This is a genomic window from Pseudomonas sp. KBN12P06040, assembly GCF_037574965.1.
GTDB classification, from domain to species: domain Bacteria; phylum Pseudomonadota; class Gammaproteobacteria; order Pseudomonadales; family Pseudomonadaceae; genus Pseudomonas; species Pseudomonas aeruginosa.
In genome coordinates this window covers 4,473,804-4,486,896 of sequence record NZ_JBBELS010000001.1, presented here as the reverse complement: position 1 = coordinate 4,486,896, position 13,093 = coordinate 4,473,804, and the positions used below count along the sequence as shown (strand labels likewise).

General features: G+C 64.6%; 13 protein-coding genes and 1 tRNA gene. 10 read left to right on the top strand and 4 right to left on the bottom strand.

Annotation, left to right across the window (positions count from 1 at the left end):
• The first annotated feature begins 105 nt into the window (after positions 1-105).
• Complete coding sequence (locus tag VQ067_RS21065; protein ID WP_033990310.1) at positions 106-1,698, top strand: anthranilate synthase component 1; 1,593 nt, start codon at positions 106-108, stop codon at positions 1,696-1,698.
• Positions 1,676-2,278, top strand: a complete 603-nt coding sequence (gene phnB / locus VQ067_RS21060) for an anthranilate synthase component II (RefSeq protein ID WP_003112548.1) — start codon at positions 1,676-1,678, stop codon at positions 2,276-2,278. Before VQ067_RS21065 ends, phnB begins: the two co-directional genes overlap by 23 nt.
• Here phnB and mvfR read toward each other — a convergent pair.
• Complete coding sequence (gene mvfR / locus VQ067_RS21055; RefSeq protein ID WP_003108614.1) at positions 2,231-3,229, bottom strand: multiple virulence factor transcriptional regulator MvfR; 999 nt, start codon at positions 3,227-3,229, stop codon at positions 2,231-2,233. The two genes, phnB and mvfR, sit on opposite strands and share 48 nt — an antisense overlap.
• A 749-nt stretch (positions 3,230-3,978) precedes the next feature.
• On the opposite strand from mvfR, the gene nadA reads away from it, so the two are divergent.
• A complete protein-coding gene (nadA, locus tag VQ067_RS21050) occupies positions 3,979-5,037 on the top strand; it encodes a quinolinate synthase NadA (RefSeq protein WP_003086254.1) in 1,059 nt (352 codons plus the stop codon).
• A 108-nt stretch (positions 5,038-5,145) separates the two neighbouring features.
• On the opposite strand, the gene VQ067_RS21045 is transcribed toward nadA, so the two are convergent.
• Positions 5,146-6,579 (bottom strand): tetratricopeptide repeat protein, encoded by a 1,434-nt coding sequence (locus tag VQ067_RS21045; RefSeq protein ID WP_003086256.1) that lies wholly within the window; start codon positions 6,577-6,579, stop codon positions 5,146-5,148.
• Between the two features lie 162 nt (positions 6,580-6,741).
• Here VQ067_RS21045 and VQ067_RS21040 point away from each other — a divergent pair, with 162 nt between their 5' ends.
• A complete protein-coding gene (locus VQ067_RS21040) occupies positions 6,742-6,993 on the top strand; it encodes a sulfurtransferase TusA family protein (protein WP_003086258.1) in 252 nt (83 codons plus the stop codon).
• A gap of 33 nt (positions 6,994-7,026) precedes the next feature.
• Complete coding sequence (locus VQ067_RS21035) at positions 7,027-8,100, top strand: AI-2E family transporter (protein WP_003108615.1); 1,074 nt, start codon at positions 7,027-7,029, stop codon at positions 8,098-8,100.
• 60 nt (positions 8,101-8,160) lie between these two features.
• Here the strand turns inward: VQ067_RS21035 and VQ067_RS21030 are convergent, their stop codons facing one another.
• Positions 8,161-8,634, bottom strand: coding sequence for a peroxiredoxin (locus VQ067_RS21030; protein WP_003086262.1), 474 nt, complete (start codon positions 8,632-8,634; stop codon positions 8,161-8,163).
• Between the two features lie 11 nt (positions 8,635-8,645).
• Positions 8,646-9,203: a glycine cleavage system protein R gene (locus VQ067_RS21025; RefSeq protein ID WP_003086267.1), complete on the bottom strand. Its 558-nt coding sequence runs from the start codon at positions 9,201-9,203 to the stop codon at positions 8,646-8,648.
• A gap of 183 nt (positions 9,204-9,386) precedes the next feature.
• Between VQ067_RS21025 and dapA the strand changes: the two genes are divergently transcribed.
• The 5 genes from dapA to VQ067_RS21000 all read left to right on the top strand — a co-directional run bounded on the left by dapA (position 9,387) and on the right by VQ067_RS21000 (position 13,092).
• A complete protein-coding gene (dapA, locus tag VQ067_RS21020) occupies positions 9,387-10,265 on the top strand; it encodes a 4-hydroxy-tetrahydrodipicolinate synthase (protein ID WP_003086270.1) in 879 nt (292 codons plus the stop codon).
• Between the two features lie 17 nt (positions 10,266-10,282).
• Entirely contained in the window at positions 10,283-11,473 is a 1,191-nt protein-coding gene (bamC, locus tag VQ067_RS21015) for an outer membrane protein assembly factor BamC (RefSeq protein WP_003086271.1), read from the top strand.
• A complete protein-coding gene (locus VQ067_RS21010; RefSeq protein WP_003120645.1) occupies positions 11,412-12,170 on the top strand; it encodes an MBL fold metallo-hydrolase in 759 nt (252 codons plus the stop codon). The genes bamC and VQ067_RS21010 overlap by 62 nt, the downstream gene beginning before the upstream one ends.
• Positions 12,171-12,198: 28 nt before the next feature.
• Positions 12,199-12,909: a phosphoribosylaminoimidazolesuccinocarboxamide synthase gene (gene purC / locus VQ067_RS21005; RefSeq protein WP_003108622.1), complete on the top strand. Its 711-nt coding sequence runs from the start codon at positions 12,199-12,201 to the stop codon at positions 12,907-12,909.
• Positions 12,910-13,002: 93 nt separating this feature from the next.
• Positions 13,003-13,092 (top strand) — tRNA-Ser (locus VQ067_RS21000).
• Position 13,093 lies beyond the last annotated feature (1 nt).

Here is a 13,093-nt window from a genome sequence, read left to right as displayed (position 1 = left end):
CATTGCGGCGATCGCCGCCGACGGCAGCGGTCGCAATTGGGGGAAAAGGGGGTTATCGATGATGAACATGCCGTTGCGCGCTAGCGTCGCGCAGGCCAGTCGCCCATGGGCGCAGGGAGATGGCTCGTGAGCGGGGTTGGCTATCGACTGGAAGAAAGTCTGGAGTACCGCACGCTGGTGCCGGAGGCGCTGTCGATCTGGCGCATGGCCGGCGCCAACCGGATGCTGTTCGACTGCTTCGACGTGGACAGCAAGGCTGCGCGGCGTAGCGTGGCGATCCTTTCCAGCTGCCTGCGCATCGAGTGCTGGGGGCGCGATGTAGTGCTGCGGGCGTTGAACGCCAACGGACGCGCCTTGCTGGCACCGTTGAGCGAGGCCTGTCCGGCCCAGGTCACCTGCTTGCGTGACGGCGACACCCTGCACTGGCGCTTCCCCCAGGAAGAGTCGCATGCGGACGAGTGGCGACGCCTGCATGGCCTGTCCAGCCTGGAGGCGCTGCGCCGCGTGCTCGGAACGCTGGGCGACGCGGAGGGGCCCGCGCTGCTGGGCGGCCTGTTCAGCTTCGACCTGGCCGAGCAGTTCGAACCCTTGCCGGCGCCGGCCGAACCTGCGCGGCATTGCCCGGACTACCTGTTCCTGGTGCCGGAGTTGCTGCTGGACATCGATCACCTGGCGCGCCGGACTTCGCTGCAGGCGTTCGTCCACGATCCGGCCGGGCACGACCGGTTGGCCGCCAGCCTGCGCCAGTGTGCCGACGAATTCCATGGCGCCGTGGAGGAGGCTTCCGAGTCGCCGGTGGCAGGCGTACGGGCCGGCAACTACCAGGTCGACCTGGACGATGCGAGCTTTGCCCGCCAGGTAGAGCGCCTGCAGGCCCACGTGAGGGCCGGCGACGTGTTCCAGATCGTACCGTCGCGCAGCTTCAGCATGCCGTGCGCGGACCCCTGGCGGGCCTATCGCCAGTTGTGCCTGCGCAACCCCAGCCCGTACCGCTTCTTCCTCGATGCGGGGGACTTCTGCCTGTTCGGCGCTTCGCCGGAGTCGGCATTGAAGTACGACGCGGAGAGTCGCGAGGTGGAACTCTACCCCATCGCCGGCACTCGCCCGCGCGGACGCGATGCCCGGGGCGCCATCGATGCGGAACTGGACAATCGCCTGGAAGCGGAGTTGCGCCTGGACGCCAAGGAGATCGCCGAGCACATGATGCTGGTCGACCTGGCGCGCAACGATCTGGCGCGGGTCTGCCGCAGCGGTACGCGGCAGGTGCGCGATATGCTCAAGGTCGATCGCTACAGCCACGTGATGCACCTGGTCTCGCGCGTGGCTGGCGAACTGCATGGCGAACTGGATGCGCTGCATGCCTACCGTGCCTGCCTGAACATGGGCACCCTGGTCGGTGCGCCGAAGGTCCGTGCCATGCAGTTGCTGCGGCAGTACGAGGATGGCTATCGCGGCAGCTACGGTGGCGCGATCGGCATTCTCGACAGCGCCGGCAACCTCGATACCAGCATCGTCATCCGCTCCGCCGAGGTCCGCGAAGGTATCGCGCGGGTCCGGGCAGGCGCCGGCGTGGTGCTGGATTCGGATCCACGGCTGGAGGCCGAGGAAACCCGCAACAAGGCGCTGGCGGTGCTGACCGCCGTGGCCGCTGCCGAACGCGAAAGGGGAGAGCGCGATGCGCATCACGCTGTTGGATAACTTCGATTCCTTCACCTACAACCTGGTTGAGCAGTTCTGCCTGCTCGGCGCGGAGGTCCGGGTGATGCGCAACGATACGCCGTTGCCGACGATCCAGGCGGCATTGCTGGCCGACGGTTGCGAACTGCTGGTGCTGTCGCCGGGGCCCGGTCGGCCGGAAGACGCCGGCTGCATGCTGGAATTGCTCGCCTGGGCCCGCGGGCGCTTGCCGGTGCTCGGCGTCTGCCTCGGCCACCAGGCGCTGGCGCTGGCCGCCGGTGGCGCGGTGGGCGAGGCGAGGAAACCGCTGCATGGCAAGAGCACGTCCCTGCGTTTCGATCAGCGTCACCCGCTGTTCGACGGCATCGCTGACCTGCGCGTCGCGCGCTACCACTCGCTGGTGGTCAGTCGCCTGCCGGAAGGTTTCGACTGCCTGGCCGATGCCGATGGTGAGATCATGGCGATGGCCGATCCGCGCAATCGACAGCTGGGCTTGCAGTTCCATCCCGAGTCGATTCTCACCACCCACGGCCAGCGTCTGCTGGAGAACGCTCTACTCTGGTGCGGCGCGCTGGCGGTACGCGAGCGCCTTCGGGCCTGAGCGGCGCTGCGCCGTTTCGACGATGCTCGGTTGCCAGGCCGGCGCATCGTCGAAACGCTGGCGGCCGAGTTCGCGCAGGCGCTGGCGGGCGCTTTCGAGAAAGCGCAGGAAGCTGCGCTCGGATTCCAGCGCGGTGTTGTAGTAGCAATACACCTTGGTGTCGATGCCGCCCGGTTCGTAGAGTTCGCTGAGGACTGCCAGGGTACCGTTGCGCAGGCGTTCCTCGACGAAATAATGCGGCGCGATGCCCCATCCGACGCCGGCTTCCACCAGACGCAGCATGTCGTCGAAGTTTTCCACGAAGAGCACCTTGTCGCTGACCGGCCGCAGCAGGTTCGAATGCTGCCCGGAGCGGCTGCCGAGGCTGATCTGCCGGTAATTGGCCAGGCTCGCGATGCTGTGCAGGGAGGCATTGCACAACGGGTGCTGCGGATGGGCGACGACGAACGCCTTGGTGTAGCCGAGCACGCACTGGTTGAAGCGGGAGATCTTCAGTTCCTCGTCGATGGTGATGGCGATATCGATTTCCGCGTTGTCCTGCTTGATCGTCGCCAGGCTATCGGCGGGCGAGGTGCGTATCAGGCTGACCATGTTGAAATCGTCGAGCAGTACGCTGCTCACCGTATCGCAGAACGACGGCGGGATGGCGGTGTCCAGCAGCACCCGGAGATTGCGCGGACCCTTGTTGAGATTGAAGGCGATGTCGCCGATCAGCTGCTGGTAGTTCAGCAGGCTGCGCATGTAAGGGATCAGGCGAAGCGCCTGCTCGGTGGGTTCGACCTTGTAGCCGTCCCGACGGACCAGCTCCACGCACAGGTCGATTTCCAGGTTGCTGACCGCCGAGCTGACCGCGGTGTGCGACTTGCGCAGGATCCGCGCAGCGGAGGAAATCGAACCGGAGGCGATGACCTGGAGGAACATGTTCACGTGATTCAGGTTATGAATAGGCATCCCTTATTCCTTTTATTGGGTGGCGCGTGCCGCTTCCCTTGATCGGGTCAGGTTGCCGCTACTGTGGAAGAAGCGTCGAGGACTCGATAGATAGCGCCCGAGTGTTTCAACTTGTCTTCTGGATGACGTTTTCATCGGGGAAACCTCCCGTCGGTCAGTGAAGCGCAAGGGCTGGCGTGCGAGGGTGGAATCGGCCGCCGGCTCGCTTTCTGCGCGGCGGGCGCACGGCACGGGGAGTCGTCGTTTTGGAGGTGAGGGATGACGGCTCTGTTTCAGGATATTTTTATAATTATGTGAAAGAAGAGCTTATTTCAACGAAATATGTTTCATATTGCTCGTAAATTCGACGAAAAGAAAATCCGGATATTTACCGGTTATTTAACGCTAATACCAAGGGCCTAATACCAAAGTATTAACGCTGGCATGCCGGCATGTCGTGTTCGGTCGTGGAGCGAGCCGAGCTAGGGACGGTTCTAAGAAACGAAAAAATTATGTCGCGTAGGTCTAACGACCGAAACCTATGTCTTTTGTTAGCGTAGCCACCGGCCAGGCCGGTACGGACGCCGGGATGGCCCTGGCGCGACCTATGCGGTTAGAATCCGCGGCCTTGCAGGCGGATACCCCGAGCTTCGCTCGAGGGTGTCGCGGGTGCCGTGCCCGAAACCTGCAATCGTCAGCTCCCGGCGGTCCAGCCTGCCGCCGGGTATAAAATCGAGAGACGCGCTGTTGCGCCTTCAGGTGTAGCGACTATGACGCACATTTCCGAACGACTCCTGGTCCAGGCCCACCTGGCCGCCAAGCAACCCCGCGTGTTGAGCGAGCAGGAGAGCGCCGAGCATCGCGCGGCGATCGCGGCCGAACTGAAGGCGCAGAACGCGGTACTGGTGGCGCATTACTACTGCGATCCGGTGATCCAGGCGTTGGCCGAGGAGACCGGCGGTTGCGTATCCGATTCGCTGGAGATGGCCCGTTTCGGCAACCAGCATCCGGCGCAGACGGTGGTCGTGGCCGGGGTGCGCTTCATGGGCGAGACGGCGAAGATCCTCAACCCTGAGAAGCGCGTGCTGATGCCGACCCTCGAAGCGACCTGCTCGCTCGACCTGGGCTGCCCGGTGGATGAGTTCTCGGCATTCTGCGACCAGCACCCGGAACGGACCGTGGTGGTCTATGCGAACACCTCCGCGGCGGTGAAGGCACGCGCCGACTGGGTCGTGACCTCCAGTTGCGCGGTGGAGATCGTCGAACACCTGATGGACAACGGCGAGCCTATCCTCTGGGCACCGGACCAGCACCTGGGACGCTACATCCAGCGCGAGACGGGGGCCGACATGCTGCTCTGGGACGGCGCCTGCATCGTCCACGAGGAGTTCAAGGCCAAGCAGCTGGAAGACATGAAGGCGCTCTACCCGGACGCCGCCATCCTGGTCCACCCCGAATCGCCGGAAAGCGTGGTCGCGCTGGCCGATGCCGTGGGCTCGACCAGCCAGTTGATCAAGGCCGCGCAGACCCTGCCGAACAAGACCTTCATCGTCGCCACCGATCGCGGCATCTTCTACAAGATGCAGCAGCTGTGCCCGGAAAAGGATTTCATCGAGGCCCCCACCGCCGGCAACGGCGCCGCCTGCCGCAGTTGCGCGCACTGCCCGTGGATGGCGATGAACACGCTCGAGCGGACCCTGGCCTGCCTGCGCGAGGGCAGCGGGGAAATCTTCGTCGACCCGGCGTTGATCCCGCGGGCGGTCCGTCCGCTCAAGCGCATGCTCGACTTCACCCAGGCCGCGCGCCTGCGCCAGGCCGGGAACGCCTGAACCTGGCGAGGGCGTCCCGCTGCGTAGGGTGAGTAAGCGCGGTGCGGTTGTTCGCCCAACCCCCTGTTTCGACGAGCATCGTCGGGCGTTTTTCCTCGGATATGCCGCTCAGCGGAACATTTCCTTGACCATCTTTTCCTGCTGGCGAATTTCCTGCTGGCGGGCGTCGAGTCGCGCAGCCAGTTGGAAGTTGCCGCCAGCGCGGCGCTTGGCGAAATCGAGCTGCTCGATGGCGGCCTGGTAGTCGCCGGTCAGAGACAGGTACTCGGCCCGGGCCTGGTGCACGCCGATGGCGTTGTTGGTCAGGCTGCGCACCTCGGCCAGGCGGTTCCAGACATCCGGGTCCAGCGGCCGCGCCTTGCTCAGGTCGTCGAGGATCTTCTCCGATTCCTGCGGCTTGCTCATCTTCAGCATCAGGTCGGCGCGCACCTGTTTCAGCGGGTAGCTACTGGGGAACTGGGCGAGCATCTTCTTCAACCGCTGGTCGGCATCCGGCAGGCGGTTGGCGGTGATGTCCAGCTCGACCTGGGCCAGGTTGTAGGCGACGTCGTTGGGTGCCTTCGCCAGCAATTGCCTGAGGTTGTCACGGGCATCGTTGAGCTGGCCGATGCGCGTCTGCGAGATGGCCAGTCCGTAGCGCGCGGCATCCAGCTTGGGATTGTCGTTGAGCATGGCGCGGAAGCGCTTGCCGGCCATCCCCGGGGTCTCCTCGAAGAGCAACTGAGTGCGCGCGCGCATCTGCTGGTAGCGCAGGCTGTCTTCCTTGCCGCCCTGGGGATACTGTTCGGCGCGGTTGCGGGTGTCGGCGATACGCGATTCGGTGACCGGGTGGGTGAGGAGGAACTCCGGCGGCTTGCCGTCGTAGCGATACTGCCGCGCCAGGCGCTCGAACATGTTCGGCATCGAGCGCGGATCGTAACCGGCGCGAACCATGTTGGTGACGCCGACGCGGTCGGCTTCCTGCTCGTTCTGCCGGGAAAAGCGCAACTGGTTCTGGATCGCCGCCGCCTGGGTCCCGGCGATCGCCGCGATACCCGCATCCCCTGCGCCGGCGGCTGCGGCGACGATGCCGGCGAGCATCGCCGCCATCACCGGCAGTTGCATGCGCTGCTGTGCCTCGATGCCGCGGGCGAAGTGGCGCTGGATCAGGTGGCCGAGTTCGTGGGCCAGCACCGCGGCATACTCGCCTTCGGTCTGGGCGTTGAGCAGTAGCCCGCCGTTGACACCGATCACGCCGCCGGGCGCGGCGAAGGCGTTGATCTGTGCGTCGCGGATGAGGATGAAGGCCAGCCGGTGGTCCTGCAGGTCGCTGGTTTCGGCCAGCCGGTAGACGCTGCTTTCGACGAAGTCCTTGAGCTGCGGGTCGGAGATCGCATCGACCTGGTTGCGCAGCATGCTCAGCCAGGCGCGGCCCAGCTGGAACTCCTGCTCCGGCGAAACGATCGAGGAAGATGCGTCGCCCAGGGAGGGCAGATCGTCCGACATGACCGGCGAGGCGAGCATGCAGGCGAGCGTCAACAGGGCAGGGCGCAGTACATTCATGCAGGAGGCTCAGGTTGGCAAAGGCCTTACTTTAGCCGTTGGTTATCGGCACTGCCTAGGTATCTGCCCGAGACCCGAAGCTGTTGGACTTCGAGCGCCGTTTCAACTGGCCAGCGGCGGATAGGCTTGGGTATGCTTGTCGGCCCTTCGGGAGAGGCTGTCATGACGGATAACGATTCATCCCCCCTGGTATGTGACGCGGAGCTGGATGCCAGTGGTCTCAATTGTCCGCTGCCCCTGCTAAAGGCCAAGCTAGAGCTGAACCGCCTGCCCAGCGGCGGGGTGCTCAAGGTGATCGCCACCGATGCCGGGTCGCAGCGAGACTTCCGGGCCTTCGCCCAGCTCGCCGGCCATGAACTGCTGCGCGAAGAGGCCGCCGAAGGCGTCTATCGATACTGGCTGCGCAAGCGTTAGCGGAGCCTTCGCCGTTCCGATTCAGGATTTCCGATGATCAAGGTGTTACGCGACTGGATGCAGCGCTACTTCTCCGACGAGGAGGCAGTGGTGCTGGCGATCATGCTGGTGCTCGGCTTCAGCGTCATCCTCGCCTTCGGCGGGATGCTCGCGCCGGTACTGGCGGCGATGGTGATCGCCTTCCTGATCCAGGGCGTGGTCGGCATGCTGGAACGCTTCCGGGTGCCGCACCTGTTCGCCGTGTGGCTGGTCTACAGCCTGTTCCTCGGCTTGCTGGCGCTGTTCCTGGTGGTCCTGCTGCCGCTGCTCTGGCAGCAATTGTTCACCCTGTTCAACGAACTGCCGCGGATGCTCGGCGAATGGCAGAGCGTGCTGCTGATGCTGCCCGAGCGCTATCCCAGCCTGATCAGCGAAGAGCAGGTGCTCAAGGCCATCGAGACCGCGCGCGGCGAATTCGGCCAGATCGGCCAGTGGGCGCTGACCTCGTCGCTGGCCAGCCTGCCGGTGGTGGTGAACGTCATGATCTACCTGGTGCTGGTGCCGATCCTGGTGTTCTTCTTCCTCAAGGACAAGAAGCGCTTCCATACCTGGTTCCACCGCTACCTGCCGCGCGAGCGCGGGCTGATGAAACAGGTCTGGGCCGAGATGAACCAGCAGATCGCCAATTACATTCGCGGCAAGGTCATCGAGATCGTCATTACCGGCGCGGTGACCTACATCGCCTTCGCCTACCTGGGGCTCAACTACGCAGCGCTGCTGGCCCTGCTGGTCGGCCTGTCGGTGGTGGTGCCGTACATCGGCGCGGTGGTGGTGAGCGTACCGGTGGCGATGATCGCCTTCTTCCAGTGGGGCTGGAGCGACCAGTTCATCTACCTGATGGTGGCCCACGCGATCATCCAGGCGCTGGATGGCAACGTGCTGGTGCCGCTGCTGTTCTCCGAGGCGGTGAACCTGCACCCGGTGGCGATCATCTGCGCGGTGTTGCTGTTCGGCGGGCTCTGGGGCTTCTGGGGCGTGTTCTTCGCGATCCCCCTGGCGACCCTGGTGAAAGCGGTGCTGGATGCCTGGCCCAAGGACCTTCCCGAGACTCCGGCAGCCACGCGATAGCATCGGCCGCATGAAAAATGCAAAAGGCCGCGGATGCGGCCTTTTTTTTCGGGGCGGGGCTCAGGCGCCGTTGAGCGCCTGGGCGGCGGCGAGAACCGCGTCGACATGCCCGGGCACCTTCACGCCGCGCCACTCCTGGCGCAGTACGCCGTCCCTGTCGATCAGGAAGGTGCTGCGGTCGACGCCCATGTATTCCTTGCCGTAGAGCTTCTTCAGCTTGATCACGTCGAACAGCTGGCAGACCGCTTCATCCTTGTCGCTGATCAGCTCGAAGGGGAATTCCTGTTTGCACTTGAAGTTCTCGTGGGACTTCAGGCCGTCGCGGGAGATGCCGAAGACCTCGGTATTGGCCTTCTGGAACGCCGCGTACTGGTCGCGGAAGCCCTGGCCCTCGGTGGTGCAACCGGGGGTGCTGTCCTTCGGGTAGAAATACAGGACGACCTGCTTGCCCTTCAGCGCGGACAGGGTCACCTCCTTGCCGCTGGTTGCGGGGGCGGTGAAGTCGGGTACGGGTTTGTCGATTGCGACCGGCATGGCTCGGCTCCTCAGGGGTGTTGGGGGCGCCAGGGTTCGATCAGGGCATCCAGGTTCAGGGCGTCGGCGAAGTCCAGGAACTGGTCGCGCAGCCAGCTGATCTGGGTGCCGGCGGGCAGCGTCACGGTAATCGTGGCGTTGAGCATGGTGGTGTTGGTGTGCGGCGCCTGGTAGGTGTCGCAGGTCAGGTTCTCCAGCTCGATGTTGTGGTCGATGAAGAACTGGCAGAGTTCGTTGAGGATGTCCGGGCGATACACCGCGCTGACATAGGCCACGTAAGGCAACGCCTGGGCGCGGGTCACGTGGGCGTTGCTGCGGGTCATGCTGAGGGTGATGTCGCCGCGCTTGGTGAGGGCCGGCAGGCTGCCCTCGAGGCGGGCGAGGGCATCCCAGCTTCCGGAGATCTGCAGCACCAGGGCGCTGAACTCTCCGTGGCGGGTCAGGCGGCTGCTGACCACGGCGCAGCGGCTCTCGACGCAGGCGCGGCAGAGCAGGGTGGTCAGCTCCATCGGATTGGGGCCGAGGGCGCTGATCAGAAGGAATTGTTCGCGGGGTTGGCTGGTGGACATTCAACTTTCCTGGAATACGCTGGCGGCACGGGCCGTACCTAAAGCGGGAAGGGTAGCGAAAAGCGCCGCCGAGGGAAACGTCTGCCGCCTGTCAGCGGCTTCCGACGAGGTGGCGCTCGTCTTGTGCAAGGCCTGCCGCCGACAGTACCATTACCGCTTTAATTTCGCGGCAGGAGCGGTTGCATGATTGCGGGCAGTATGGTGGCACTGGTCACCCCCTTCGATGCTCAGGGTCGACTGGACTGGGACAGCCTCGCCAAGCTGGTGGACTTCCACTTGCAGGAAGGCACCAACGCCATCGTCGCCGTCGGCACCACCGGTGAATCGGCCACGCTGGACGTGGAAGAGCACATCCAGGTGATCCGTCGCGTGGTCGACCAGGTCAAGGGCCGCATCCCGGTGATCGCCGGCACCGGCGCCAACTCCACCCGCGAGGCGGTGGCGCTGACCGAGGCCGCGAAAAGCGGCGGCGCCGACGCCTGCCTGCTGGTGACGCCGTACTACAACAAGCCGACCCAGGAAGGCATGTACCAGCACTTCCGCCATATCGCCGAAGCCGTTGCGATCCCGCAGATCCTCTACAACGTACCGGGCCGCACCTCCTGCGACATGCTTCCGGAGACCGTCGAGCGCCTGTCCAAGGTGCCGAACATCATCGGCATCAAGGAGGCCACCGGCGACCTGCAACGCGCCAAGGAAGTCATCGAGCGCGTCGGCAAGGACTTCCTCGTCTATTCCGGCGACGACGCCACGGCCGTCGAGCTGATGCTGCTGGGTGGCAAGGGCAACATCTCGGTGACCGCCAACGTCGCGCCGCGCGCCATGAGCGACCTGTGCGCCGCCGCCATGCGCGGCGACGCCGCAGCCGCGCGCGCCATCAACGATCGCCTGATGCCGCTGCACAAGGCGCTGTTCATCGAATCCAACCCCATTCCGGTGAAGTGGGCCCTGCATGAGATGGGTCTGATCCCCGAGGGCATCCGCCTGCCCCTGACCTGGCTCAGCCCGCGTTGCCACGAGCCGCTGCGTCAGGCCATGCGCCAGACCGGCGTATTGGCTTGATCAAGGAGCTCCACGCAATGAAGCGACTGGCTGGACTGACCGCCCTCGCCCTGGTTATCGGCAACACTTCCGGCTGCGGCTGGCTGTGGGGGCCGGAGGGCTATTTCCGCGACCGCGGCGACGACTACCTCGGCGCCCGCGAGACGCCTCCCATGCAATTGCCCGAAGGGGTGCACAGCAAGCCGCTCGATCCGCTGCTGCCGATTCCGCTGAACGTCGCCACCACCCACGAAAAAGAGGGTGAGTACGAGGTTCCGCGTCCGCAGCCGCTGGCCAACGCCGGCGACATCAGCGACTACAGCCTGCAGCGCAGCGGCGATAGCCGCTGGGTCGTGGCCCAGCGTCCGCCGGCGGAAGTCTGGCCGGTGGCCCGGCAGTTCTTCGAGGAGAACGGTTTCCGCATCGCCGACGAGCGCCCGCAGACCGGCGAGTTCAGTTCCGACTGGCAATCGCTGTCGCAGCTTTCCGCGCCGCTGGCACGCCGCCTGAGCAGCCGCGTGAGCGGCGTCGAGCCGGACGGCCAGGCACGGGTTCGGGTGCGTATCGAGCCCGGCGTGCAAAGCAATACCAGCGAGGTCTACGTGCTCAGCCAGACCCGCGCTGCCGGTGACACCAGCAGCCCGAGCTGGCCGAGCAAGTCGGTGGCGCCGAGCCTCGACGCGGCGCTGCTCGACGAGATGGTCGCGAGCATGGCGCGCAGCGCCGAGCAGGGCGGCTCGGTCTCCCTGCTGGCAGCCAACTCGATCTACGACACGCCCGGCACCTTCGAGTTGAGCAAGGACGGCAGCGGCAACCCGGTGCTGACCTTGCAATCCGACTTCGACCGCTCCTGGGTCAGCGTCGGGCGTGCCCTGGATAACGCCGATATCCGCGTCGACGACCTCAACCGCAGCCTTGGCGTGTACTACGTGAACATCGCCGAAGGGGCGAAGAAACCCGACGAAGACAAGCCCGGGTTCTTCAGTCGCCTGTTCGGCGGCGGCGAGAAGACCAAGGAAGAGGAAGACGCCAAGGCGCAGCGCTACCAGGTCCGCCTGACCACCGTCAGCGACGCCGTGCAGGTCACCGTCGACAAGGACATCAACACCTCTGCGCCGGCCGATGTCGCGCAAAACGTACTGGAAAAACTCCAGGAGAGCATGCGCAATGCGGTTCGCGGTTCTGGGCAGCGGAAGCCGGGGCAATTCGGCCTTGGTGAGCAGTTCTGACACCCGGATACTGATCGATTGCGGCTTCCCGCTGCGTGAAATCATCAAGCGTCTGGCGCGCCTGGGGCTGAGCCCCGCGCAGCTGGACGCGATCCTGGTCACGCACGAACACGCCGATCACATCCATGGCGTCGAACTGCTGGCGCGGCATTACCAAATCCCGGTCTATCTCAGTGCGGGTACCCTGAGCGGCATGCGCCGCCCGGTGCACCCCGCCGAGCTGTTGAGGGCCGGCCAGCGCCTGGCGATCCGCGGGCTGGAAGTGCAGGTGGTTGGCGTCTCGCACGACGCCCGCGAGCCTACCCAGTTCGTGCTGTCCGATGGGCAGCGGCGCTTCGGCATGCTCACCGATCTGGGAATGGCCACGGCCGAGGTGCTGGAGTGCTATCGTGCGGTGGATGCTCTGGTGGTCGAGGCCAACCACGACAGCACGATGCTTGCCGGTGGCCCGTATCCCTATTTTCTCAAGGCCCGCGTAGGCGGTTCGCGAGGGCACTTGAACAACCATCAGTCCGCAGAACTGGTGAAGCAGCTGGATTGGGGCCGCATGCAGCACCTGGTGCTGGCCCATCTCAGCGAAAAGAACAACTCGCCGCAGCTGGCCCGGCAAACCTTCGTCGACACCCTCGGGTGCGATCCGGACTGGCTGCAGGTGGCCGATCAGCATTCAGGCCTGGATTGGCGCGAGATCGCCTAGGCCCTATTACCCGTAAGCGGAGCCCATCATGGAAAAACGCGAAGAACTCTACCGCGGCAAAGCCAAGTCGGTTTACCAGACCGACGATGCCGATCGTCTCATCCTGCTGTTCCGCAACGACACCTCCGCCTTCGACGGCAAGCGCATCGAACAGCTCGATCGCAAGGGCGCGGTGAACAACAAGTTCAACGCCTTCATCATGCAGAAGCTGGAAGCTGCTGGCATTCCGACCCAGTTCGACAAGCTGCTGTCGGATACCGAGTGCCTGGTGAAGAAGCTCGACATGATCCCGGTCGAGTGCGTGGTGCGCAATTTTGCCGCCGGCAGCCTGGTGCGTCGCCTCGGCGTGGAAGAGGGCATCGCCCTGACTCCTCCCACCTTCGAGTTGTTCCTGAAGAACGACGCCCTGGGCGATCCGTTCATCAACGAATCCCACGTCCAGGCCTTCGGCTGGGCCACTCCCGAGCAACTGGCGCAGATGAAGACCTATTCCTTCAAGGTCAATGAAGTGCTGAACAAGCTGTTCGACGACGCCGGCCTGCTGCTGGTGGACTTCAAGCTGGAGTTCGGCCTGTTCCATGGCCAGATCGTCCTCGGCGACGAGTTCAGCCCGGACGGCTGCCGTCTGTGGGACAAGGAAACCCGCAAGAAGATGGACAAGGACCGCTTCCGCCAGGGCCTCGGCGATGTGATCGAAGCCTACGAAGAGGTGGCCAAGCGCCTGGGCGTGCCGCTTTAACCTCCGAACGCGCGCAACCATCTGAAAGAACGCGAAAAAATCTTCAAGAAAGCTTCGCGTTCTTTGTACAAGCTGGTATCATGCGCGCCGCACGGAGAGATGCCGGAGTGGTCGAACGGGACGGATTCGAAATCCGTTGAGTCAGCAATGGCTCCTAGGGTTCAAATCCCTATCTCTCCGCCAT

What these genes read in the sequence shown, in the direction of transcription:
- VQ067_RS21065 (WP_033990310.1), top strand. Translation starts at nt 106, where the DNA reads ATGGGCGCAGGGAGATGGCTCGTGAGCGGGGTTGGCTATCGACTGGAA.
- phnB (WP_003112548.1), top strand. Translation starts at nt 1,676, where the DNA reads ATGCGCATCACGCTGTTGGATAACTTCGATTCCTTCACCTACAACCTG.
- mvfR (WP_003108614.1), bottom strand. Translation starts at nt 3,229, where the DNA reads ATGCCTATTCATAACCTGAATCACGTGAACATGTTCCTCCAGGTCATC.
- nadA (WP_003086254.1), top strand. Translation starts at nt 3,979, where the DNA reads ATGACGCACATTTCCGAACGACTCCTGGTCCAGGCCCACCTGGCCGCC.
- VQ067_RS21045 (WP_003086256.1), bottom strand. Translation starts at nt 6,579, where the DNA reads ATGAATGTACTGCGCCCTGCCCTGTTGACGCTCGCCTGCATGCTCGCC.
- VQ067_RS21040 (WP_003086258.1), top strand. Translation starts at nt 6,742, where the DNA reads ATGACGGATAACGATTCATCCCCCCTGGTATGTGACGCGGAGCTGGAT.
- VQ067_RS21035 (WP_003108615.1), top strand. Translation starts at nt 7,027, where the DNA reads ATGATCAAGGTGTTACGCGACTGGATGCAGCGCTACTTCTCCGACGAG.
- VQ067_RS21030 (WP_003086262.1), bottom strand. Translation starts at nt 8,634, where the DNA reads ATGCCGGTCGCAATCGACAAACCCGTACCCGACTTCACCGCCCCCGCA.
- VQ067_RS21025 (WP_003086267.1), bottom strand. Translation starts at nt 9,203, where the DNA reads ATGTCCACCAGCCAACCCCGCGAACAATTCCTTCTGATCAGCGCCCTC.
- dapA (WP_003086270.1), top strand. Translation starts at nt 9,387, where the DNA reads ATGATTGCGGGCAGTATGGTGGCACTGGTCACCCCCTTCGATGCTCAG.
- bamC (WP_003086271.1), top strand. Translation starts at nt 10,283, where the DNA reads ATGAAGCGACTGGCTGGACTGACCGCCCTCGCCCTGGTTATCGGCAAC.
- VQ067_RS21010 (WP_003120645.1), top strand. Translation starts at nt 11,412, where the DNA reads ATGCGGTTCGCGGTTCTGGGCAGCGGAAGCCGGGGCAATTCGGCCTTG.
- purC (WP_003108622.1), top strand. Translation starts at nt 12,199, where the DNA reads ATGGAAAAACGCGAAGAACTCTACCGCGGCAAAGCCAAGTCGGTTTAC.